The 25244-nt window shown below is 38.6% G+C and carries 20 protein-coding genes; 18 read left to right on the top strand and 2 right to left on the bottom strand.

Features of this window, described 5'->3' with window-relative positions; all coding sequences use genetic code 11:
- Positions 1–31 precede the first annotated feature (31 nt).
- Positions 32–400, bottom strand: coding sequence for a DUF190 domain-containing protein (locus tag K5G00_RS10540; protein WP_158870511.1), 369 nt, complete (start codon positions 398–400; stop codon positions 32–34).
- A gap of 124 nt (positions 401–524) precedes the next feature.
- On the bottom strand, positions 525–929 hold the full coding sequence (crcB, locus tag K5G00_RS10535) for a fluoride efflux transporter CrcB (protein ID WP_238766124.1): 405 nt from the start codon (positions 927–929) through the stop codon (positions 525–527).
- A 95-nt stretch (positions 930–1024) separates the two neighbouring features.
- Between crcB and dacB the strand changes: the two genes are divergently transcribed.
- The 18 genes from dacB to K5G00_RS10445 all read left to right on the top strand — a co-directional run bounded on the left by dacB (position 1025) and on the right by K5G00_RS10445 (position 25240).
- Positions 1025–2461: a D-alanyl-D-alanine carboxypeptidase/D-alanyl-D-alanine endopeptidase gene (dacB, locus tag K5G00_RS10530; RefSeq protein WP_238766123.1), complete on the top strand. Its 1437-nt coding sequence runs from the start codon at positions 1025–1027 to the stop codon at positions 2459–2461.
- A 343-nt stretch (positions 2462–2804) separates the two neighbouring features.
- Positions 2805–3398, top strand: a complete 594-nt coding sequence (locus K5G00_RS10525; protein ID WP_238766122.1) for a DUF4255 domain-containing protein — start codon at positions 2805–2807, stop codon at positions 3396–3398.
- Positions 3399–4274, top strand: a complete 876-nt coding sequence (locus K5G00_RS10520) for a hypothetical protein (protein WP_238766121.1) — start codon at positions 3399–3401, stop codon at positions 4272–4274. It begins immediately after the preceding gene.
- A gap of 17 nt (positions 4275–4291) precedes the next feature.
- Positions 4292–6205 carry a phage tail sheath family protein gene (locus K5G00_RS10515; RefSeq protein WP_238766120.1) on the top strand — a complete coding sequence of 638 codons (1914 nt, stop codon included), beginning with the start codon at positions 4292–4294 and terminating at the stop codon, positions 6203–6205.
- Positions 6206–6232: 27 nt separating this feature from the next.
- Positions 6233–6667: a phage tail protein gene (locus K5G00_RS10510; RefSeq protein WP_238766119.1), complete on the top strand. Its 435-nt coding sequence runs from the start codon at positions 6233–6235 to the stop codon at positions 6665–6667.
- A 3-nt stretch (positions 6668–6670) separates the two neighbouring features.
- The gene (locus K5G00_RS10505; protein WP_238766118.1) at positions 6671–7102 is read left to right on the top strand and encodes a phage tail protein; all 432 of its coding nucleotides are present in this window, start codon (positions 6671–6673) and stop codon (positions 7100–7102) included.
- Between the two features lies 1 nt (position 7103).
- Entirely contained in the window at positions 7104–7262 is a 159-nt protein-coding gene (locus K5G00_RS10500; RefSeq protein WP_238766117.1) for a DUF5908 family protein, read from the top strand.
- A 1-nt stretch (position 7263) separates the two neighbouring features.
- Positions 7264–7980 carry a CIS tube protein gene (locus tag K5G00_RS10495; RefSeq protein WP_238766116.1) on the top strand — a complete coding sequence of 239 codons (717 nt, stop codon included), beginning with the start codon at positions 7264–7266 and terminating at the stop codon, positions 7978–7980.
- Positions 7980–9728: a type VI secretion system tip protein VgrG gene (vgrG, locus tag K5G00_RS10490; protein WP_238766115.1), complete on the top strand. Its 1749-nt coding sequence runs from the start codon at positions 7980–7982 to the stop codon at positions 9726–9728. Before K5G00_RS10495 ends, vgrG begins: the two co-directional genes overlap by 1 nt.
- A gap of 2 nt (positions 9729–9730) precedes the next feature.
- On the top strand, positions 9731–10024 hold the full coding sequence (locus K5G00_RS10485) for a PAAR domain-containing protein (RefSeq protein WP_238766114.1): 294 nt from the start codon (positions 9731–9733) through the stop codon (positions 10022–10024).
- A gap of 3 nt (positions 10025–10027) precedes the next feature.
- A complete protein-coding gene (locus K5G00_RS10480) occupies positions 10028–10438 on the top strand; it encodes a GPW/gp25 family protein (protein ID WP_238766113.1) in 411 nt (136 codons plus the stop codon).
- Between the two features lie 13 nt (positions 10439–10451).
- Positions 10452–13601: a baseplate J/gp47 family protein gene (locus tag K5G00_RS10475; RefSeq protein ID WP_238766112.1), complete on the top strand. Its 3150-nt coding sequence runs from the start codon at positions 10452–10454 to the stop codon at positions 13599–13601.
- Positions 13589–16321 (top strand): hypothetical protein, encoded by a 2733-nt coding sequence (locus K5G00_RS10470; protein ID WP_238766111.1) that lies wholly within the window; start codon positions 13589–13591, stop codon positions 16319–16321. Before K5G00_RS10475 ends, K5G00_RS10470 begins: the two co-directional genes overlap by 13 nt.
- A 10-nt stretch (positions 16322–16331) precedes the next feature.
- Positions 16332–20567: a PKD domain-containing protein gene (locus tag K5G00_RS10465; protein WP_238766110.1), complete on the top strand. Its 4236-nt coding sequence runs from the start codon at positions 16332–16334 to the stop codon at positions 20565–20567.
- 1 nt (position 20568) lies between these two features.
- Positions 20569–22023, top strand: coding sequence for a contractile injection system tape measure protein (locus K5G00_RS10460; RefSeq protein WP_238766109.1), 1455 nt, complete (start codon positions 20569–20571; stop codon positions 22021–22023).
- Between the two features lie 15 nt (positions 22024–22038).
- Positions 22039–23961 (top strand): eCIS core domain-containing protein, encoded by a 1923-nt coding sequence (locus K5G00_RS10455; protein WP_238766108.1) that lies wholly within the window; start codon positions 22039–22041, stop codon positions 23959–23961.
- Positions 23962–23968: 7 nt separating this feature from the next.
- Positions 23969–24310 carry a hypothetical protein gene (locus tag K5G00_RS10450; protein ID WP_238766107.1) on the top strand — a complete coding sequence of 114 codons (342 nt, stop codon included), beginning with the start codon at positions 23969–23971 and terminating at the stop codon, positions 24308–24310.
- A 102-nt stretch (positions 24311–24412) separates the two neighbouring features.
- Positions 24413–25240, top strand: coding sequence for an N-acetylmuramidase domain-containing protein (locus K5G00_RS10445; RefSeq protein WP_238766106.1), 828 nt, complete (start codon positions 24413–24415; stop codon positions 25238–25240).
- The last annotated feature ends 4 nt before the right edge of the window (positions 25241–25244 follow it).

Raw genomic sequence — 25244 nt, 5'->3', positions numbered from 1 at the left:
TTTTGCTGTTTCAACTTCAAATGAGTACCGGCTATTTTTTTACTATCCGGTATTTCTCTCCAACTTCGTAGCGTAAAACGTCCACTTCCTGAAATGTAACCAGTCCGCCTTTTTTACTATGGTCCATCAAGTTGTTTACTGTTTTCAGAAACTCGTTTAGTTTCTCCTTGTTGTCCGTAATCTCAACTGATACGGGCATATCAACTGAAAGTGCAAAAATTTTTTGCGTATGAATGGAATGGCTCGCCCCAAACGACATAATTCCTTTGTAAACGGTTGCACCCGCCAGCCCTGCTTCGCGTGCTTTAAAAACGATCTCTTCAAACAAAGGCCGCCCGTGAACTTTATCTGATTCACCAATATATATCTTTAAAATTCCCGCTTTCCCTGAAATATTCATGGTATTTTTTTCTATGTTTTTACACGGAAAAAAAATATAAGTTTCATTAAAAAAGATAAAACTGTTTATTTGAAATTTGGAACTTGCTGTCTGTAGCCAAATTTTAACTGTTTAGTATGTGTATTCAGAATACCGTTCTTACCAAAATTACGCCGAGATAGACTGCTAAAATTCCTAAAAACAGACTTCCTCCAACGTTCCAAAAAAATTGGCCAAACGTGCCTGTCCTCAGCATGGTAAAATTATTATAGGCAAAAGAAGAAAAAGTAGTAAAACCGCCACAAAACCCAACTGCAAGAAACATGCGCCATTCTGCGTTCATCAGGTTTCCTTTTTCGGCCAAAGCAAAAACAACACCAATTATAAAACTACCTGCAATATTTGCAATCATTGTTCCCAGCGGGAAAGTGCTGGCAAGTCCCTTCTCAACAGTAATTTGTATCAGGTAGCGCATCACACTTCCAATAAATCCGCCGGTGCCAACAAGTAATAAGGTACGTATCATTTTGTTGTAAATTAGTATTGCCATTTTAAGCGCGAGGATTGAAAGATGTTAAGATTAACACTAAAATTTCCACGAAGCTTTTATAAACTGTTATTTTTAAGCATTCAAAAGTAATAAAAATGAAAGGAAGGATTTTTACTGTTCTCATATTATTTATCCATATATTTTCTCCGGCACAGCAAAACATTGAACAAGTTTTTCAGAAATTGCTTACCGATTCAGATTATAAAAATGCTACAATTGGAATTCAGGTTAGTGATTTGGATTCCGATGAGATACTATTCAATTTTGACAATAACAAATTAATGATACCCGCCTCAACCATGAAGTTGGTGACATCGGCTGTAGCACTTGAGGTTTTAGGTGCCGATTATCGTTTTACAACAAAAATCGGCTACACCGGAAATATTAACAGAAATACCTTAAATGGTGACCTGGTTGTGGTTGGAGGCGGCGATCCTGTGCTTGGATCTGCTCACTTTAAAGACTTTTATGAACATCCTGATTTTTTGGATAAATGGGTTCAAAAGATAAAAGATGCCGGAATACAAGAAATCAAAGGTGATTTAGTTTTAGATGTTTCACTTTATGACTCGGAAAAAATACCGCCTACCTGGATTTGGGAAGACATGGGAAATTATTATGGAGCGGGGCCATCTGCATTATCAGTTTATGATAACATGTTCCGCATTACTTTTTCTTCTCAGGGAAAAGCAGGAATGCCAACCCAAATCGTTTCAACATACCCCAAAATTGAGGGATTGGAAATTCAGAACGAAGTTTTATCATCCGATGAAAATCGTGATTTAGCCTTTGTTTTCGGAAGTCCGCTGGATAATAAAAGAGTTATCAGAGGAACCATTCCCAAAAATAGAAAATCTTTTACCATCAAAGCTTCTGACCAGAACCCCGAGAAGCTGATGGCAGCAGATTTTATTTCACATTTGGCAAAATCCGGGATTTTTATTTCAGGAGAAGTTAAGTTTAAAAAAGTAGATAGAACGGAACTTCAAATTGTTTATATCCAGGAATCACCTATTTTAGCTGAAATTGTAAAAGTACTCAACTACAAAAGTGTAAATTTGATTGCCGAACATTTGGTAAAACAAATTGCGGTCAAAACAACAGGAGAGGGGAGCAGGGAAAAAGGAATTGCAGTTATCAAACATTTTTGGAAATCCAAAGGACTTGAAGGGCAGTTTTTTATGGAAGACGGAAGCGGCTTGTCGCATTTTAATGCCATTTCTCCAAAACAGTTTGTTTCGCTTTTGAAATACATGCATAATCAAAGTAAATATTCAACGGCTTTTTTTAACTCGTTACCGGGAGCGGCAAACGGAACCCTTTATGGTTTTGATGCAAGGGTATTTGAGGGAAATACTTTGAAAGCTAAAAGTGGTTCAATGACGCGGGTAAGATGTTACGCCGGTTATTTGAAAGTGGATTCAGGGAAAACAGTTGCTTTCTCTTTTATGGTCAATCAATTTGATGGTTCGCATTCAAAACTCATTGGTAAGATTCAAAACCTGTTGGAAACAGTTAAAACTACTTTCTGAATATTTTCAGTTAAAAGTATTTTAATCTTTTTTTTTTCTAAGTGATTGTTTTATAGTCTTTAATAAGTATTGCTTAGAATTGATTTAAGAATAGGCATTGACTTGTTATATATTAAGTCGTAACTTGTATAGCGAAACCATTAGATCATTCTAAACTTTCGGGTTTAGATAAAAATTTTCGAGAGACGCGAAATAGAATCAAAAGTAAAATCAGTTTTACTGTAAAAAGTTCTATTATTTAAGATTTTTGGGTCTTAATGTAGGATTTTTATGTCTGTCTGCGTGTAAATCAAAATAAGATCTGACGGGTATTTGGAAATAGACAGCTGAGAATAGACTTTAAATGATTTACGACACCTTACAAATATTAAAAGAACAGGTAGAAGCCTATTTTGTCAAAACAGGACTGGGAAAGATTATAACACTGGATAACATTGCATTGTGGGAGTCGGGCAGCGATGATGCAACAAAAGTAGAGGATAAAGTTGTCATGACACTTGTACGACTGGAAGAAGAATCGACTCTTAAAAATGTTCCCAGCTACAAAATCAGTAACAATAAAACTGAATATTTTAATCCTCCTGTAAACCTCAACTTATATGTTCTGTTTAGCGCTAATTGCGACACCTACGATAAATCATTGCGAAGTATTTCGCGGGTAATCGAGTTTTTTCAGGGTAAAAAGGTTTTTACTTCGGGCAACACGGTATACAACCGTACCAATGTTTCCCTCGATGTGCTGGAATATTTCAAATTTATTTTGGAAATGTACACTCCCGGATTTGAAGAACTCAACAATATTTGGGGAACTCTCGGTGGCCGGCAGTTACCGTCGGTTATGTATAAAGTACAAATTATTCAAATTAAACAAGATAAAAAACTCTCTGCGTCAGAAGTAATTACTCATGTTGGTGGAGATTTAAAAGATATATTGTAAATGGCTTTTTCCGTAAAATATATGCCACTTTTTAAAGTGAATATTCTTCATCTTTATTTTTTGAATAAAGGTACGGCGGAATATAAATCGATGACGGACAACGAGAAAAAAGTTCAGTTAAATTTATATGATGTCAATACTGTTTTCAGAATTCAGCCCGACGCAAAAACTCAACAGGTAATAAAAGGATACAATCTGGTTTTTAAAGCATCTGAAACCGGTTTTTCTGTTTGGAGTAAAGTTACCGGTGATGATGAAGATGAACCTTTCATTGCACTCGAAGACGAACTGGCTTTTACCTTTTTGTTTAAAACAAAAGATTCCGGGTTTTATAATTATACCGATTTAAAGATCGAAAATGCCGGTAAGTTATATTATTTGTCAAACCGCCGTTTGAACACAGAACCGAACAGTTTCCCTTTAGTTGATAAAGCTGCTGGCAATTTTCATGTTGATGAAGACTTTATTCTTTCCGAAGATAGTTTTGAGGATGAAATGGAGAAATTAAAGGATTCAGAAAAAATGAATCTTCTGGGCCTGATTCGCATTTTTGTAAAAGCAGATAACAACTCACTGGACATCACAAATGCGCAAAACAAAATTCCTGAACCTTCACAATCGTTTGACATCAATCTAAAAAACAGGGAAACCACGTGGCGCTATATTTTCGAAGATAACCAGACTGTAACAGGAGGTGACGATGTAAAAAAAGAAAATGGTAATTCGAAGGTTTTAATCACCAAATCAGTTCATCCACTCACTCAAAATGGATTTATTTCCATTGAATTAGGTGGAGTTGAACTTCCCAATCCCGGAGTGCGGGCACTAAAACCTGATATACCAAACAATAATTATTACTCAGAAATATACATGTAAAACTAAAAATTTAAATTATGGCAACTTCGTACAAAACACCAGGCGTTTATGTCGAGGAAATTTCAAAGTTTCCGCCGTCGGTAGCGCAAGTTGAGACAGCTATACCCGCTTTTGTGGGATATACGAAAGCCGCCGTCGTTGACGGTGTGGATTATCATGCAGAAAGCATTGTAAAACCTGTTAAAATAGGTTCTCTTCCCGAATACGAATTTTATTTTGGAGGAGCTCCTGAACCTACAACTCTTGAAATTGAATTAAACTCAGACAATTCCGTAAAGAAGACAAATATTGAAAGTATCAATTTGTTGTATGACTCTGTTCGTATGTTTTATGCCAACGGAGGTGGAGATTGTTACATTGTTTCGGTTGGCGCATTTAACACCGATACCACTGGTGTTAGCGATTCAGAATTGTTAAGCGGATTGAATTCACTGGAAAAAGAGGATTTGCCAACTTTGCTGGTAATTCCTGAAACGGTTCATCTGGCTCTTGATAAAGCAGGAGCCATTCATGCTGCTATGTTAAAACAGTGTAATAAATTACAGGATCGTTTTGCTGTGATGGATATTGTTGATGGTGATCAGGAAATTACTGCCTCAGACGATCCGGTTGCTGATTTCAGAGATAACGTGGGAATGAATTACTTGAAATACGGGGCAGCCTATTATCCGTTTTTGAAAACTACGCTTCCGTTTAATGTGAATTATGATACGATTGTTGGTGGAACCTACACAAAAAACGGAGCACCCGTTGCCAATATCACCAGCCTGTTTAATACTGCATTGGTGAGTTCTATCGAAAACATAAGTTTAGACATTGACGCAAAATCATCGGTAACGGTACCAACGATGGGAGATATTACCAGTCGGCCACAACTGGGTAGCGCAGCCGGTGATTTGTACCAGTTTTTTCAGGACTTTTTTGCATTGACTTTTGCGGACAACGGAACCACTGACTCTGCGTCTGCAACTTTTAGCAGTTATGTGGAAGCCGATGGAGATTTTCACCAGTTGCTTACCTTGCTATTTGATTACAATCATTTCAGTCAGTCGGCAAACAGCGATGCACCATCTCCAACCTGGGATGCACCTTTAATTGGAAATGATTTTAATACTGATTTTGCACCACTAACTTTTGCCGCACCTGCCACCGATGATAATAATATTTTCCAGGCAACACAAACTGCAGCAAGCGCAGCACCTTATTTCCGTGCTTTGCTGGCAAATTTAACCGCGCTTTTTAATTCATTTTATGATGAACTGGAAACAATTTATAAAGAAAGAACAGATACTTTGTTTCAAACCGATCCGGTTTACAAAGGGATTGTAAACGCTATTGGACAGCAGGGTGTAGTTCTTCCGCCCAGTGGCGCTGTTGTTGGAATTTACGCAATGGTGGATAATAACCGCGGCGTATGGAAAGCTCCGGCAAATGTAAGTATAGCATCAGTAAAAGGGCCAGCTGTTTACATTACTCATGAAGATCAGGCAAGTTTGAATGTGGATACAGTTGCCGGAAAATCGGTAAATGCGATTCGTCCTTTTGTAGGGAAAGGTACATTAATTTGGGGAGCCCGCACACTGGCCGGAAATGACAATGAATGGCGTTACGTGCCTGTTCGTCGCTTTTTCAATATGGTGGAAGAGTCGGTTAAAAAAGCTACGGCTCAATTTGTTTTTGAACCCAACGATGCTAATACATGGGTGAAAATCCGTGCAATGATTGAGAATTTCCTTTCACTGCAATGGAGAGCTGGCGCATTAGCCGGGGCAAAACCCGATCAGGCGTATTATGTACGTGTTGGTTTAGGACAAACCATGACTGCCCAGGATATTCTAAACGGATATATGCATGTCGAAATCGGTATGGCGGTTGTTCGTCCTGCTGAATTCATTATTCTCAAGTTTTCACACAAAATGCAGGAATCTTAATCAGTAAAAAATTAAAAAAATAGTGTTATGGCTACAAATTATCCATTGGTCAAATTCCACTTTCAGGTTGAATGGGGTGGAACAAAAATAGGATTTACCGAAGTTTCCGGATTGGATGTGGAAACAGAAGTAATAGAATACAGGCACGGGGCAAGTCCCGAGTATTCAAAAGTAAAAATGCCGGGAATGCAAAAATTTAGCAATATTACATTGAAACGCGGAACATTTGCCACCGACAATGAATATTACAACTGGTGGAATACAGTGAAACTAAATACCATTGAACGCCGCGATATTACCATCAGCTTGCTAAATGAAGAACATGAACCGGTAATTACATGGAAGTTAAAAAACGCATGGCCTTTAAAAGTTCAGTCAACTGATTTAAAAGCTGACGGTAGTGAAGTCGCCATCGAAACTTTGGAATTGGTACACGAAGGTTTAACCATTCAAAACGAATAAAAAATGGCGAATTATTATCCTCCGGTAGGTTTTCATTTTAAGGTTGAATTTGCCAATCTGAAGAGTGAATTTGAATTTCAGTCGGTGTCGGGGTTAACCATCGAACTTGCCACCGAAGAAATTGCTGAAGGGGGAGAAAACCGTTTTAAGCACAAACTCCCGGTGAGAACCAGTTTCCCTAATTTGATTTTAAAACGCGGCCTTGTAACTGATTCTTCGCTTATTAAATGGTGCAGGGAGGCAGTGGAGGATTTTAACATTACACCTACTAATATTACCATTAGTTTACTGAACGAAGAACATGAACCTTTAATGGTGTGGAATATCGTTCATGCATACCCATTGAAATGGGTTGTCGCCGATTTTAATGCCGAAGAAAGTAAATTGGTAATTGAAACGATTGAGTTGGCCTACAACTATTTTAAAATTCAGTAAAATGCCTATTGAGATTAAAGAATTGCATATCAAAATAAATGTGGATGACAAACCGCAATCATCTGATCCGGTTCAAAATCAAAAAAATGAAAAGGATAAAATTATTGCGGCTTGTGTGGAGCAGGTAATGGAAATTCTGTCGAAAAATAAGGAGCGTTAAAATGAGTGGAGAATTGATAAAACTGCAGATAAAAGCATATAAAGACGAGCGGTTTTCAGAAGAAGTTTCTGAAGGCGAGTTTCGAACAATGCTAAATCCTGAAACCTATAAATTCAAATATAAAATTGAACAGAATGATGATCAGGCTTCCGGGACAAGTGCAGCTTCACCTCGCTTTAACAAGGCTTTGCCGGAGGATTTGGATCTGGAATTTGTTTTTGACAGAACCGGTGTAATAACTGATTACGGTGCTGCCGGGAGTTCCGACGATAAAATATTCAAAGACGAAGGTGGCGGAATCATCGACGATATTGAACAATTCAAAAAAGTTGTACTTGATTATAATGGCGATGAACACAAACCCAATTACCTGATTATTTCGTGGGGAACGCTTCTTTTTAAAGGAACACTCAGTGAAATGGATGTCACCTTTAAGCTGTTTAAATCAGACGGAACACCACTGAGGGCGGTAGCTAAAGCAAAATTTAAGGGTTTTGTTGAAGACGACCTGCGGGTGGCAATGGAAAACAACAATTCGCCTGATTTGACGCACGTTCGGATTGTGAAAGATGGCGACACGCTTCCATTAATGGCATTTCGTATTTACGGCGATTCAAAATATTACCTCGAAGTGGCAAAAGCGAATAACATCACCAATTTCAGAAAGCTTGAAACCGGACAGTCTATCTTTTTTCCACCCATACAAAAAGCAAAATAATGCCAGAACAACGAGTTATAAATACGTCACATTCTGCTGACCTGGTTACACATAAAATTTTGGTCGATGGAGAAGAACTTTCAAAATCCTTTCAGGTAATGAATGTTGTTGTTGAGAAGGAAATTAACCGGATTCCAACGGCAAAAATTATTTTGATGGATGGAGACCCGGTATCGCAGGATTTCAAACTGAGTAACGATGAACTCTTTGTTCCCGGTAAGGAAGTGGAAATTAAGGCAGGCTATCATTCCGATGAGGAAACGGTTTTTAAAGGTTTGGTTATTAAACACAATCTGAAAATTCGTTCCAGCCAGTCGTATTTAATTGTTGAATGCAAAGATAAGGCAGTTAAACTCAGCATTGGACGAAAAAATAAGTATTTCTACGAAAGTACCGACAGCGATATTATTGAAGAAATTATCAATTCGTATGGATTGGAAAAAGATGTAGAGTCAACCAATGTCAATCATCGCGAATTGGTTCAGTACAATGTATCCGACTGGGATTTTTGTGTAACCCGTGCGCAGGCAAACGGGAAGGTGTTAATTGTGGACGATGGAAAAATTACCGTTAAAAAGCCCGATGTTGAGCAAGACGTTGTGGAAACGGTTTCGTTTGGTGCTACACTTTTAGAGTTCGATGCGGAAATGGATGCGCGAAATCAATTCCAAAAAGTAACTTCTTATGGCTGGAATTTTTCTGATCAGGAGTTGCTGGAAATTGAAGCGAACGATGCTTCAGTAAATCTAAACGGAAATATTTCAGTTGATGATTTGGCTGCAGTAATAAATTTGGAAAACCTGGAATTAAAAAGCGGAGGCGGCGCTCCCGATGTTGAATTACAAGAGTGGGCAGATGCAAAATCGCTTTTTAATCAACTTTCAAAAACAAGAGGTAAGATAAAATTTCAGGGAGTTCCGGCAGTGAAACCAAATACTACTATTCAGTTGGAAGGCGTTGGCGACCGCTTTAATGGCAAAGTTTACATCTCCGCCGTTCGCCATCAGATAACAGAAGGAAACTGGACAGTAGACGCTGAGTTTGGGATCAATCCAAAATGGTTTACCGAAACCTTTGATATCAATGATCAGCCAGCAGCTGGGTTACTTGCAGCTGTTAATGGATTGCAGATTGGAATTGTTACACAATTGGAAAATGACCCTGATGGTGAAGACCGTATTTTGGTCAGGTTGCCAATTGTCGACAATGAAGTTGACGGAATTTGGGCGCGGGTGGCAACACTCGATGCCGGTGAAAATCGTGGTTCTTTTTTTAGGCCGGAAATCGGAGACGAAGTAATTGTCGGGTTTATTAACGGAAGCCCGAACGATGCTATTGTTTTGGGAATGATGAATAGCAGTGCTAAACCTGCACCGATAGCAGCATCTGATGATAACCATGAAAAAGGTTTTGTGACCCGCAGTGAGATGAAATTCATTTTTAACGATGATGAAGTGAGTGTGACACTGGAAACACCTAACGGAAATAAAATGGTAATCAGCGATGATGAAGGCGGAATAAAGCTGGAAGACGAAAACGGCAATTTTATTCAAATGGATTCCAACGGAATTACCATAGAAAGCGCGTCGGAAATCAATTATAAATCTTCCACCGACATGAAAATGGAAAGCAGCACAAATGTCGAACTAAAGGCAGGAGCACAGTTTAAAGCAGAAGGTTCTGCCGGTGCAGAAGTTTCAACCAGTGCAAATGCAGTGATAAAAGGTTCAATCGTTCAAATTAATTAATTATGGGAGCAGCAGCGCGATTAACAGATATGCACACCTGTCCGATGGTAAATCCGGGCGGAGTCCCACATGTTGGCGGGCCAATTATTTCACCCGGAGTGCCAACAGTGCTTATAGGCGGAATGCCGGCCGCAGTAGTGGGCGATATGGCCATTTGCACCGGCCCACCTGATACCATTGTTCAAGGCTCTGCAACGGTTTTAATTGGAGGAAAACCTGCTGCCCGAATGGGAGATTTAACCGCGCATGGAGGTTCAATAATCGCAGGAGATCCAACAGTACAAATTGGAGGTTAGTTTATGGAAACAACAAAATCGTTTTTAGGGAGAGGCTGGAGTTTTCCGCCTGAATTTAACAGGGGAGCTCAGAAAGTAAAAATGCTGGAAGATGAAACAGACATTAAAAGCAGCCTTGAGATTTTGCTTTCCACTCGGTTGGGAGAACGGGTTATGGTTCCAAATTATGGATGTAATCTTGATGAGTTATTGTTTAAACCACTCAATCTTACATTAAAAACTTACGTGACTGATTTAATTAAAACAGCTATTCTTTACCATGAACCTCGTATTGATTTGAATAAAGTTGAAATTGACCCATCGGACGAATTAAACGGTGTTTTACTGATTAAACTTGATTATACTATACGAACCACCAACTCGCGAAAGAACATGGTTTACCCATTTTATAAAGAGGAAGGAAACGAACTCTAAGTAAATCGAAATTATGGCTAAATGCGGCAAAGACATATTATCAGGACGTGAAGGCACAGGGCAACTGCAACGTTATATCGAGGCGCTGGATCCGAATTCGGTAAAACTAAATGATTTCAGCCTTGAAAAATGGATGCAGTTTGCATATCATTTTGCCAAACACGTAAACTATTTTAATACGATTAATAACGAGGATCCGTCAGCCGACTGGCAGGATTTTTTTATCAAAGATGAAAATCTGGAAGATTTTCAAAGCCTGGTGAATGAAGGCAAAAATGTAACGCCTCACCTGGCGCTGTTTGTCAGTTTTATAAAGTTACTTGAGTTTTCTAAAAAACGGTTTAACAAATTAACAAAACGGCATCTCGATTTTTATTATCATCGGATTCTACAAATAGAAAAATTACCTGTGACTCCTGACAAAGTGCACATCATTTTTGAACTGGCAAAAAGTGTGGTTGATGAAAAAATTACACAAGATACAGAGCTTGATGGGGGAAAAGACGCAACCGGGATAAAACGGATTTATAAAACAACGGAAGAATTAATTGCCAACAAAAGCACAGTGTCTGGTTTGATGAGTATTTACAATGACCACACAAACCACAAATTAAAAGCAGCTTTTGTTGCAAATTCATACGATGGAATTGGTGGCGATTTTCCGGATGATGAAATAAAATGGTGGCCGTTTGGATTTTATGGCGACACCAAATATCCTGAATTGCCGGATGCCAAAGTTGGGTTTGCGCTTTCGTCAGAAATTTTGGAATTGCAGGAAGGACAAAGAAATATATTAATAACCGTTGAATTTAAAACCAACATTAAATCAATCTCCACCAGTATTCTTCGGGAGAACCTTGAAGTTTACTGTTCAGGTGAAAAAGAATGGCTTGGCCCTTTTACTGTTCAACCTACAGTGTTGGACAGTGAGGGGCAGGTCGTTTTTACTTCCGGCTTAAGTGCTTCAAAAAAAGTTTTGAAACTGGCTTTTCAAATTCCAAAAGAAGAGGATTCGGTTGTTGCATATAATTCAGAAGTTCTGGGTGAGAAATTTGTTTCGCAGTTTCCGGTTTGCCGCGTGCTTTTCAAAACGGAAAACACCGATGGTTTTGAATTGTACAGGAAATTGGTTGAAAAAGAAATCAATAATTGCAAAATAAATATCGATGTCCGAGGAGTAAAAAGTCTCGGTTTGGAAAGCGATATTGGCACATTAAACGCCGAAAAACCCTTTTATCCTTTTAGTACGCAGCCGGTTAAAAAATCCAACTTTTATGTCAACTACCCGGAGTTGTTTAAGAAAAACTGGACTGACCTTAATTTTGAGATCGAATGGAAAAATACACCGGAAAAAACAGGCGACTACGATGCATTTGTAGATCTTTATTTTGCTTACCGAACTGACTATCTCTACCAGGCAAATACTTCGAAATTTTTTGGAGGAATGTTTGACTGGATTGAAGCTGAGGAAATTTGGAAGTTTAATACCACGCCTTCAAATTTAATTGTAGGCAGCGACGAGCATTTTAAGGCTGATGTTCAGATTCTAAACAAGGAAGATTGGGAAACGGTTGAAGAAAATCACATTTTGTTTGATGCAGACGAAGATATTTTCAAGACAAATGTGCAGGTAACAAATTCTTCGTATGAGGAAGATAAAAACGGACCAGTTCGATTGTCGCTTAACCAGTCGTTTTTGCACGAGCTTTTCCCACGAATTTACGCTTTGGCATTTAGCAGCGACGATGATGATGTTTTGGTTCCAAATGAGCCTTATACACCAATGGTTGAGGCGATCACGCTGAATTATACAGCCGAAACAAATATGATTTTGGGTTCCTCTGCTGAAAATTACAATAATAATTCGCTCACACTTTTCCATGAACATCCGTTTGGGCAATCAGAAGAACATCCGTATTTGAAAAATCAGTTGAATTTTTTAGCTGCAAATGATAAAAAGGAATATCTCGTTCCAACGTATTGTAAAGGCGGTGAATTGTATATAGGTTTGGAAAACGTTAAAAATTTGCAACAAGTTTCTTTGCTGGTGCAGGTTCTGGAAGGAAGTGAAAATCCGTTAGCGGATTCTTTTGTTGGAAAACAAAAAGCAGAATGGTCGATTCTTTGTCAGAATGAATGGAAAAGGCTCGATTCAAATTATATCATTTCAAACGAAACCGATAACTTTTTGAAATCAGGAATTGTAAAATTTTCAGTTCCGAAAGAAACCACACAAAACAATACAAAATTACCGTCGGGTTTTGTTTGGGTGAAGGTGAAAATTCATAAAAATTATGACGCAGTTTGCAAAGCTATATCCATTCAGGCGCAGGCAGTTTTAGCTGAATTCTTAAATAATGGAAACGAACTTTCCCATTTGGAAAACGGACTGAAAGCAGACACTATTTCAAAGCTCATTCAGCGCGTGGCCACAGTAAAAGGAATTGCACAACCATTTTCATCGTTTGGCGGAAAGCCCGAAGAGTCGGACGAGAATTATTACCGCCGGGTAAGCGAACGTTTGCGCCACAAAAACAGGGCAATTACTTTGTGGGATTACGAACACATTATTTTGCAGGAGTTTCCTGAAATTCATAAAGTGAAATGTCTGAATCACAGTTCAGAAACTTCATTTTTATCTCCCGGCGATGTTTTGGTGGTGGTTATTCCCGACATTGTCAATAAAAATGTGTTCGATATTTATCAACCCCGTGTGAGTAAAGCAACATTGAATAAGATTCAAAATCACGTCAATAAACTGAATTCATTTCATGTAAATGCAAAAGTTATTAATCCTGATTACGAAGAAGTCACGGTTGATTTGAAAGTGAAATTTTTTGAAGGCTACGACGTGAATTATTATCTGAAAGTGTTGAATGAAGATATTACCCGATTATTGTCACCGTGGGCATTTGAAGAAACGGCGAGCATTGAGTTTGGTGTGACTTTGCATTTGAGTTTGGTGATCAACTACATCGAAAAACTGAAATACGTTGATTACGTTGAAGATGTAAAGTTGAAAAAAGGGTCGGAAAGCAACCTGACTAAAGTAGCTCCGTCGAGCCCCAAAGCCATTCTGGTTTCCGCCAAACAACACAGTTTGAGTCCCGATGTAAAAAGTTGTACAGAAATTACTGAAACGGAAGAAACATGTCAGACTTAAATGAATATACAACCATTCCGAAAAAGGTAGCCACAAATGATGATTTGGACTACGAATTTCTTCGAAAAAAAGGACAGGAATACATTGAGCAGCTTTCGGGGAATATTTGGACAGATTATAATGAGCATGACCCGGGAATCACAATTCTTGAAATGCTGTCATATGCCATTACAGATTTGGGATTACGGCTTGATATGCCACTTGAAAACATTTTGGCTCCTGAAAATGAAGCGGCTCAGAAAATAGGAGAACAATTCTTTCCGGCGTCTGATATTTTGCCCACGAAACCTGTAAATGAACTGGATTACAGAAAACTGTTTATTGATTTGGAAGGTGTAAAAAATTGTTGGTTAAAAACCTATGATAAAACCGTTTATGTAGATTGTAAAAACGATAAGCTATCCTATAATTCGGAAGATTTTAATTCAACGCATCCCGATTTTAAAAAAGAATTCAAGTTAAAAGGATTGTATTCTATTATTGTTGATTACGCTGAGGATGTGACCACAAAAACCCTGGAAAAGGAAGTAAACAAGCAAATTGAAACGCTTTATCATTCCAATCGGAATTTGTGTGAAGATTTGATTGATATCTACAAAGTTGGCGAACATAAAATTGCGGTTTGTGCAAGTATTGAGTTATTCCCTGAAACGGATGAAGAACTGGTTCACGCAAATATTTTGAGAGCGCTTGACCATTATTTTTCGCCTTCTGTGAAATTTTATTCCCTGAAACAAATGATTTCCAAAGGTTATGCAACCGACGAAATTTTTGAAGGTCCGTTTCTAACCAATGGTTTTATTGATACAAAAGAATTGGAAGCAGCCAGCCTGCGTACCGAAGTTCGTTTGTCAGATATCATTCAGTTGATTATGGCGGTTGATGGTGTAAAAAACATCAAGGAGATTTCCATAAATAATTGTGCTGATGCAGAAGATGAAACCGACAACTGGCTGATTTGTGTGGAAGAAGGTAAAAAGCCCGCATTGTGTTCCGACAGCGCTTTTAGTTATTACAAAGGTGTTCTGCCGGTGAATGTAAATCAAATAAAAGTACAAAGCTACCTTGATGCAATAAAACAGGCCGAAAAAGACGAACAAGAACTGGCAAAAGTTGGAATGGAACCTGAAATTCCTGAAGGTGTTTATCTGAGTACGGGTGAAACAACAACCATTCAGAATGATTTTCCGGATACATATGGAATTGGTCGCGCAGGATTGCCGCCACATGTTTCAATACAACGAAAATCGCAGGCAAAACAATTAAAAGGCTACCTGTTGTTTTTTGACCAGATTTTGGCCAGTTATTTTGCCCACCTTGCCAAAGTAAAAGACTTACTATCTGTAGATAACCAGCTAAAAAAGACCTATTTTACACAGGCTGTTCAAGATATTAAAGGATTTGAAGATTTGGTGAAAAATTACCCGGTGAACAACGATGCAAATTTAACGGACGAATTATTTGCCGAACTGGACAATCCTGTTGAACGTAAGAATAAGTTGCTCGACCATTTGATGGCACGTTTTGCTGAAAAATTCAGCGACTTTGCTTTTTTGATGAAACAAATGTACGGAAGTGCGTCCAGCCAGGTAATTCTGAATTCAAAGGAAAGTTTTCTGCAAGATTACCCTGAAACCAGCAAAGGGCGGGGGAGCGCCTTTAATTATTTTAACCAGTCTGATTTACCCGAATCGCCGGAACATCCGGAAATTGGCTTGTGGAATACTTCGAATGTTTCAGGGGTGCAAAAACGGTTGGCACGCTTAATTGGAATGAAAGATTTTTATCGCCGGAATTTGTCAAATACATTCGTTGAAATTTATGATCCAGACGAAGATGATGACAAAAAAGTTTACCGTTGGCGGATTCGCAATAAAAATAGCGATATCATTTTGTCTGCTACTGAAAATTATGCTTATCCATCGTTGGCGCAAAAGGAATTGTATCTGGCAGTTGTGAAAATTATTGAAACATCACCGGAAGTGGTTGAAGAAGCATTTCTTTCACCGGTAAATGACGAAGATGAAATTGGAAATTTTGAAATTCAGGTTTCTCCCACCGGGCAATATTCATTTGATGTAATTAATCTGGAAGCGCCGGGTTACAGCACCGACCGGATTATTGCACGCCAGTATTCGTATTACGAAAACCAGGAAGAATTGAAAAATGCTATTTTGGAAATTATTGAGTTTATGACCAAAGATTTTTCAGAAGAAGGCATGTTTCTGGTTGAACATATTTTGCTGCGTCCGGATGTTACAGAAAGTAACATCCCACTCGATGAGTTTATGCCCATCTGTACCAACAACTGCGAAAGCTGCGAACCTGTCGATCCGTATTCTTTCCGTGTAACCGTTGTCCTTCCGGGTTATACCTATCGTTTTTCAAATCCCGATTTTCGGAAGTTTTTGGAAGATTTAATCCGAAAAGAACTTCCGGCGCATATTTTGGCGCGTGTTTGTTGGGTAGGACACAGAAAAGGCCAGGTGCCGGATGATGAAAATGATCTGGTTCAGTTTGAGGAAATTTATAAAGACTTCCTGCACTCAAAAACCGATTCAGGGCAGGAACAGGACGAAACAAAACTAAAAGCATTAAATAAAATATTGAGCGAATTGAACTCTATTTATCCGTCAGGAGAATTAATCGATTGCGATGATGAAGATGAAGAATTGGATGGCAAAATAATACTTGGCCGCACCAATCTTGGAAACCTTTAATTGAAAAGTTATGGCAACAAAATTAACCGAAATTACCACACAGTATAATACGTTTGTCGATGACCAGGTATTAACAAAAGACCAGCTAAACAGCTTTATAAACTATTTTGAAGATCAGGATCGTTTATCGCGGATATTGTTGAGCGGAGTTGGAATCGTTTGTGGTTTTAACCTGAAATTCAATGCCTCGAAACCTTCCATCACAATAACGCAAGGGGCAGGTGTAACCACCGACGGCGATTTAATTAACCTCCGAAAAAATATTCCTGAATCCCTATTAAAATCCATCGATTTGGATAAAATGGAATTCTCGTGGGTGAAAAAGTTTGAAGACAGTTTTGCCAATTATCGTTTTTTCAAAAGGCTGGAAACAGTTGATGGATCTGTCCAGGAAGTGCCCATTGAAATGTGGGAAATTCTGCCTGAGAATATAGAGGGCTCAAACGCGTTAAGCACGGTTGTCGACCTGCAAAATAAAGTGGTTTTGTTGTATTTGGAATCCTATCCTAAAGAAGGAGATTTGTGTACTGCCATCGACTGCGATAACCAGGGAATTGAACAGGTAGCACGACTTCGTGTATTACTGGTTTCCAAAAATGATGCGGATTTTATTTTAAGTCTCGATTCGATTTTTTCAAAACACAATGTTGTTAATGCGTATTTTGATTTACCAGATGTTGCTGTTCGTCGGGTAGTTTTAAATCAATTAAATACTTCCAATTACAACGAGTTAAAACGGGCTTATCATCTAGCTCTAAATTCTGATGGATTGATGACCAATTTGACTAACGGAATTTCAAAAATTATAAAGAATTTTGGCACATTGTTGCAGCTTAATATTTCCAATTCAAACCTTTCGTTGTATCTCGGAACGTTAAAAGGAATTACCAATTTCAATGCATACAACGTTCCGTTTAATGTGCAATATCGCTACGATTGTGTGAAAGATGTGGTGGATACGTATAATGAAATCAAAACATTACTCTTGTCGTTAAAAGAAGAATGTTGCCCGGATATTAATGCATTTCCAAAACATTTGATGTTGGGAAGTCTGGATGAAATTCAGGAGGAAGTTCATAATTACCGCCACAGCTTTTATAAATCGCCAATTTTAAATGGGGAAAAAGACCTGATTCAACAGTGCCGAAGTTTGGTTTTTCGTTTGTTTCAACTTGTTCTTCGCTTTCAGACAACCGCTGGTGATATAAAAATTACACCATCAAATAAATTGTCCGATTTAGGTTATCGCGCTATTCCTTTCTATTACAACATTCAGAAAGAATTTTTAAAACAATGGAATGCAGAAAAAACAGAAAAATATAAAGCGAATACAAATTTGAGTTATCACTCCGATTTGTTATCAACATCGCCACAAGTACAGGAACCGTTGGCGTTTAATATCGACCGCTTTGATTTTTTCCGGATTGAAGGTCATCAGGGAAAAGACTACAAAGTGGCACTGGAAGAAATTGAAGAATTAAAAGTAAAATACGGGTTGGCTTTTGATGTAAAAGCATTGTCGGTAAACATTAATACTGAGACCCTAAATATTGATGATTACGAGTGCGAATTTGAAGACTTAAACGTATTACTTCGTGCCTGGACTGCAGAACAGGATTGTGTATTGGGTGAAGTCTCCGAGTTTTTCTCTGGGTTCAGAACCGACGAGCCCGGGAAAAATATCAGGGAAAATTTGATCGGTGCGAAAAGAGTTTCTTCGTTAAATCTGTTGACCGATTCCAATAAAGTGGATGATGACACATTTACACTGATAAACAAAAATGTGAATGTAGGCATTGTTTCAAAAGCAACTTCGGATTTTACGGTTTCATCAACCAAAAGCAGCGAAATTGTTTCAGACCATTTAATTGTTGATGAAAATGCTTTGGGAAGCGTGATGAAAAGGGCACTGGTTGAAACCAAAGGAGGTTCGGTAAATGATATTATTGCCAGGGCAGACAATTTGGTTGCTGAAAAAATAAGCGACGAAGTTTGGGCAGAACAACCGGAACTAAAAGAATTTGTAATCGACAGGTCAATTGAACTGATGGCTTATGCACATATTGTTGCGCAAAAAATGCCAAGTATTCTTACGAATATAGATGTTGTAAAAGTTGATGAATACAAACTTACTTTAAAAGAATTATGCTCGCGGGTGGAAAAAATGAAAGCCCGTTATCAGAATATACAACTCTCATCGGCTTTAAAAGCTTTGATGGGCGTTTTAATCACACAACTCTCAGCAATTTGTTGTTCAGCTAAAAAACTGGAAGTGCTGCTTGAAGAAATCAACAAGCGGAAGGAAAAAATTATTGTCCGTCTCAAACTTTCGAAGTTTGTTGAAAAATACCCCGGATTGGAACACAAAGCCGGTGTTGAGCCAGGCGGCACTTTCTTTTTAATTTATTTGAACAAGACGAAATTGAATACCGGAAGAAATGTATTAACTAATGTTAGTGCAGCCCGGGAAATCTCGGTTGTAAGGGAGGTTGCAAATGTGAATCCGGTAAACCGACTTTCACTGCTGGGAGCAGAAAATGTTAATCCAAAAGAATTGCTTACAGAAAAGGCGCTTTCTGAAAAAGAATTACTGGCAAATACACGAATTACAGAAATCCTCAACAGGGCAGCAAGAATAACCGATTTGCCAAACAATACCGTGGTGGCAGATTTTGCTTTACCATACATGTGTTGCTCCGACTGTGCTCCGGTGAATTTTATTGTGGAACGAAAACCAGTTTCACTGCGCCTGGAAAAAGACCACTTCTGTTTAGGACAGGATACCAGTCCTTTGTTGTTTGATGTTTCTCCGGCCGATGGCGTTATTAAAGCCGACCAGGAAGTTGAAGGCATGAGCATTGACGGAACCAAGCTCGTTTTTGATGAAAATGCTTTCCCTGATGAAATGATCGGGAAAACCATTCATTTTACTGTGAACGACCAGATTACACCGTGCGAAATTACTGTGTATCGAGCCATCGAGTTTGATTTTGAAGTACCTGAATCACCAACCTCTCAAACGGAGATTACTTTCAAACCAACAGGAAATCTGGATGGAGCAAGCTTCCTCTGGAGTTTTGGCGATGATAATCTTTCAACCGACAGGAATCCGACACACAAATATACTTTGCCTGTTAACGACGAAAATAAAGTTACTGTTTCGCTTACTGTAACAGCGGAAAATGGAATTTGTCAGTCGACGGTTGAACATGAAATTATTTTTGCAGAAGTTGATGTACAAATAGCTTTACCGGAAGACTCATTCTGCGAAAATGATGAAAAAAATTACCCATTTGAAATAACGCCTGCCGGAGCTGAAGCCAAAATTGAAGGGCAGGGTGTTACTCAGATTTCCGCGGGAAGTTTTGTATTTGTTCCTGCAAATGCGGAATCGGGAGAAATTGAGTTCTTGTTAAACGGAAAACTTTCCGGTTTGAAAGTCACTGTAAATAAGGCTCCGGTAGCATCGTTTAAACCTGAGCAGGTTGGGAATGAGCTTGTTCTTACCAATAACTCAACCGGAGCAAGTTCGTTTGTCTGGAATGTTAACGGAGAAAAAATTGAACGCAGCGATACGTCGCCAGTTTCCATTGAATTAACAGAAAATACGCCAACCAGCTGGCGTTTGGCTTTGCAAGCCATCAGTGAAACCTGTGGCTCGAATATGACTGATTTTATTACGTTCCAGACAGAATTGATTAATACTTGTACGGAAGATGCAAAAATAGCAATGCAGAAAGATTTGGAAGTTTTGCAGACTCAAAATCTTCCGGGCTCCAATCTTGTAGTTCCCATCTGGATGTCGACCAGTAAAATTTACGGAGGTACTGATAAATTTAAAGAAGGTGTATTAAACGATATTGATAATTATCTGGCCGGAAAGAATAACGAAAAATTACGAAGTCAATTCCTGGAATTGTTGCAGCAAACAGCATCAATGGTTATTGAAATGTCAGGAAACCGTGACGGAGAAGAATTCCCGAAATTGCTAAGGTTATTTGAATTGCAGTTAAAGTTGTTCTACAATATTTTAGGTTGCCAAAATGCCGATGTTATTGATGCTTCTGCCGACCAACTTGCTGAACTGTTCAAGTTGATTTTAACCCTGCTGAGAGGACTAAGAGAACGTGAGATTTTCTTCTCCGATGAATTGAAAGAGTTTATAAAAATCTGGGGTGAAAAAATTAAGGGGAGAGCAATTTTGGAAGAACATTTTAAAGTAATAATGGAAGAAAATCTGATTTAGTTTGACAGAACCAAAACATATCATTCAAAAGCTATTTGTGGAGGTAAATACTTCTGATGTAAAAGAGGCAAATAATATAAAAAACAACATCGATTTGTTTTTAAAGAATGAGGTTTTGCCTGAACTTGAAAGATTATTAGATAAATATGGAACCACAGAGTTGATTTCGCGGATAGCAAGTCTGGATATTGATTTTGGGGTTTCTGTCTCGAAAGACAAATCTTTTTGGAAAACTGAAATAGTAGAGCAGTTTGAAAAACAATTGCTCCATCAGCTAAAATCTGCTAAGCAGTTTAAAATAGAAAAAAAATCTTCAAATTCTGTTCTACTTTCAGAATCCGGAAACAATCAGGAGGTTTTCTTTTTTTTTCTTGAAAATGGATATTTACCCTGGTATGGCAGAGAGACGCAAATTGTAAAGTTTGAACAGGACGTATTGGTAAAAACAGTTCAATTGGATGATGTATTCTTTGATCGGCTAATCCAAATTTTCACACAAAACCCCAAGTCAGTAGAGAGGTTTGTAAATCAGTTCTCTCCGAAGTTGGCAGTTATTTTTCTTGTAGGTTTAAATCAAGGATTAAAAGACAGGAAAACAGAAATTTTATCATCCTTAAAAAATAATAACGGATTATTCGCTGCAAAATGGTTACAAATTCTCTTCATCGTTTCAACTTATCAGCCCGTTGAATTGATTGTTGATACAATTGAAAGTTGGTTTCAGTTTCTTCATAAATCAGTTTCAGGGTGGCCTCAAAAAGATAAAAAAGAAGCTTCTCTTTTTTTTAAACTTTTTTTGACTGCAACGCGCGAAAGCACGTTGTCAAATAAAAAATTTCAGAATATATTAAACCAGAGCCTTTCCATTGTGGCAATGGAAAAAACGCTTCCTGAACTGTTTGGAAAAATTAGTAAACAAAAAAAGAAAAGCGAAGAATATTTTTTTAATAAAAAACAAGATGAAATCGCGGTTCAAAATGCTGGTGTGATATTGCTGCATCCCTTTTTAAAATCTTTTTATAGTGAATTGAACATCATTGATAAAACAGGAAAGCTCAAACAGAGTAAAAAGGAATTGGCAACTCAAATATTACATTTTATGGCTACCGGGGAAGAAAATGTTTTTGAAGCCAATCTGGTTTTTGAAAAGTTTTTATGCGGGCTCCCTTTAGAAATGCCGGTTCAGAGAGAAAGCTTAATCTCTCCAAAAATAAAAAATGAAGTAAACAATCTATTGGAAGACGCTATTAAACACTGGCAGGTACTAAAAAATACTTCGCCGGATGGATTAAGGGAAGCGTTTCTACAGCGTGATGGAAAATTGATTCAAAACGAACGAAATTTCAATCTTGTCGTGGAACGGAAAGCACTGGATGTTTTGTTGGATAAACTACCGTGGAATTTGTCAATGGTTAAAATTCCGTGGATGGATAGGCTAGTATACGTCGATTGGTAGGTATTTAGAGTTAAAATGATGAGAACAAAAATTCATAGTGGAAAACGCAGATTCAGAAGAAAATCTCCATTTTTTATGGCCCGGAATAGCTCGGGGTTTTTCGGTGGGCAGGCAAAACTTTCTGTTGGGCATCCAGGCGATAAATACGAGTTGGAAGCTGACGCTGTAGCCGACAAAGTGGTTAATCAGTCTCAATCCGAAACCGAGCATTTTTTTAGTCCGGGAGCTTCATCTTATTCAAATACTGAAGGTTGGCTTATACAGGAAAAGCCAATCGCTGAAACAGTAACACCTTTGGTTCAGAAACAGGAAGAAGACGAAGAAGAATTGCAGACAAAGTTATCCCTTCAGTTCCAAATGCAGGAAGAAGAGATGGCACAAACACAGCCAATTGAGGAGGAGGAAGAAATGGCACAAATGCAGCCGGAACAGGATGAAGAGGAAGAAGAACTACAGCCAAAGACAGGTGAAGCAGCAGAAGGCCCTGTTGATGAGTTATTTGTTGCCGGACAAAGCGAAGAGGAGGAAGAAGAAATGTTGCAGACCAAACCCTATGGGAACGGCAGATCCGTAAATTCTGTTACCGAGCAAAATATAAAAAGTAAGTCGGGAAGTGGCAACAAAATCGATAAAAACACCCGGATCGAAATGGAAAAAGGTTTTGGGGCCGACTTTAGCCATATTAGTATTCATACGGATGCAAAAGCAGTTCAATTAAACAGAGAGCTCGGTGCACAAGCTTTTACACATGGGAATGACATTTATTTTAACGAAGGAAAATATAATCCTCAGTCAAATGAGGGAAAACATTTACTGGCACATGAACTAACCCATACCATTCAGCAGAAAGCGATGATTCCTGCGCGTTTGCAAATGACAATTGGCGACGGTCATGATTTGTCTGCGGCACGTTTTTCCGGAAATGCTGATTTAGAGGCTTGTTTTGATGGTGAAAGAGTAATACAGAACGGTGACTCAGGGACAGCTGTAACACTTATGCAACAGGCTTTGGTCGATGCTGGTTTTTCGCTGCTACAGTTTGGTGTAGACGGAATTTTTGGAAACGAAACGCGAGGAGCCTTGATGGATTTTCAGCGTGCTTCTTCTCTCGGTGCTGATGGCGTTCTCGGAGCTAATACCATGTCGGCGCTTGATGCTTTGTATTCAGGCGGAGCACCAGCCCTACCTCCGGCGGTCCCGGCAGTTCCGCCGCCAACTACTCCTCCGGTTATAACTTCAGAAACATTAAAAAATGCACCAGATGGTTCTCCCGATACTAGAACTACGGTTGGAGTAGGAGAGCGTGTACGTTTTACAGCCAATACATCGGGTACCTGGACAGTTTCCGATGGACACATCATTGGTATGAATACCGGCTCAAATATTGTTTGGGAAGCACCACCAACTGCTTCAAATCCAGTAATATCACTCACAACTCCGGGAGGAACAAAAGTGTTTCCTTTTACCGTAATTCCTCCAAATAATTTAAGTATGGTTGTAGGGACACGTCACGGGATCCCTGCAGGAACGGCTGGTGCCTGTATGTTAACAAATGTAACTGTAAATCCCTTGAATGTGAATTTTGGACGCACACAGTGGCTCGAAGTCCCCGGACCTGCAACAAATGTTTCCGGTTATTTTAATCGGTTCGCAGCAGCAACCATTTTTCATCATCCGAATCCTGACTACCTGCCTTTCAACGATAATAACACCGGGTTAAGAGACCACGCTGCCTGGCATGGCGTTCCGGGACCGTTCTCTTTTGGAACTTTTGAGTGGGTAATTCCAAACAGATATAAAATCGATGGAGAATCGGATGCACAGGGACGCTTGTTTACCAATACGGTACAAGCATTTTTTATGTTTCCGGGAGGTACAATGATGATTAATAAAGCCGGTGCGTCGGTTCTCCGGTTTATAAACAATACTGTTTTTTAAACTAAGTATGAACGATAAAATACATATTGATTTACTTGTAAATTCTGAAAGAGTAAAACTCGACCAACTTTCTGAATTTAAAGTGGGGTTAAAAATTAGCTGCGAAGGAGAAGAAAGTATTCCCTTCGATATATCAGATACAAAGCTGTTTATAAACAATGAACAGTGTGTTATATGGGATTTGACAGTGCAAAATGGCACGATAACCAATCTTAAGATTTTATGCGGAAAACCTGCCAGGATTGAGTGGCCTTTGGGAAAAGGATTGTTTTCCAGCTCAGGAAATTACAGGCTAAAGCTAAAATGGTTTGACCTTGTAAGGGAGAAAGAAATTGTAGTTGAAGAATAGAAGGCTTCTTCGCAGTAATATAAAGTGATAGTTTAGAATTTTCTCAAAACGTAAATCTTGTTTGTAAGAGATGAATAAATAATATAAGCTGAAGATAAAAATATGAAAACAATAAAATTCCGTTCCAATGGGCAAGAGGTTTTAACTCTTCAACAAAAGCTGGTGAAACTTGGATACAAGATTACGGTTTCAGACTATTTTGGTGAAGAAACCGAGACTGCGGTAAAAGACTTTCAAAGAAAAAATAATCTTGTGGCGGATGGAATTGTAGGCTCAAAAACCTGGGCGAAATTTGAATCGAAGGAAAATAACACAGGAGATTTCAACGAGAAGTTATTGTCGGAGCAGGATTTAAATGATTTTGCAAAACAATACGACGTGGAATTGGCAGCAGTAAAGGCGGTGAATGAGATAGAAAGTCGTGGAAGCGGATTTTTAAATGATGGCAGGCCCAAAATTTTGTTTGAAGGACATATTTTCTGGCGTCAGTTGGTGAAACTTAATTTGTCGCCTGAAAGCGCATTAAATGAGGAAAATAAAGACGTATTGTATAAAAAGTGGACCCGTAACTTTTATCTGGGAGGTGCAGGCGAGTATGGCCGCTTGGAAAAGGCAGTGTCAATTTCACTTGAGCCCGGATTTAAAGAAGCCGCATATGCTTCCGCTTCCTGGGGGGCTTTTCAAATTATGGGGTATCATTATAAATCATTGGGATATGCTTCTGTTGATGATTTTGTTACAAAAATGTATGAGCACGAGCGCGAGCATCTGGGGGCCTTTGGCAGATATCTTGAAAAAAATAATCTGATCCGCCATTTAAAGTCAAAAAACTGGGCCTCGTTTGCACGTGGTTATAACGGACCTTCTTTTGCCGCCAATAAATATGACGAAAAACTAAAAAAAGCCTATGAGCGTTTTCAAAATCTCTAAATAA

The organism is Maribellus maritimus (assembly GCF_022267315.1).
Lineage (GTDB): Bacteria > Bacteroidota > Bacteroidia > Bacteroidales > Prolixibacteraceae > Draconibacterium > Draconibacterium maritimum.
The sequence above is the reverse complement of the archived record's forward strand: the minus strand, read 5'-3'. Positions and strand labels throughout refer to the sequence as shown.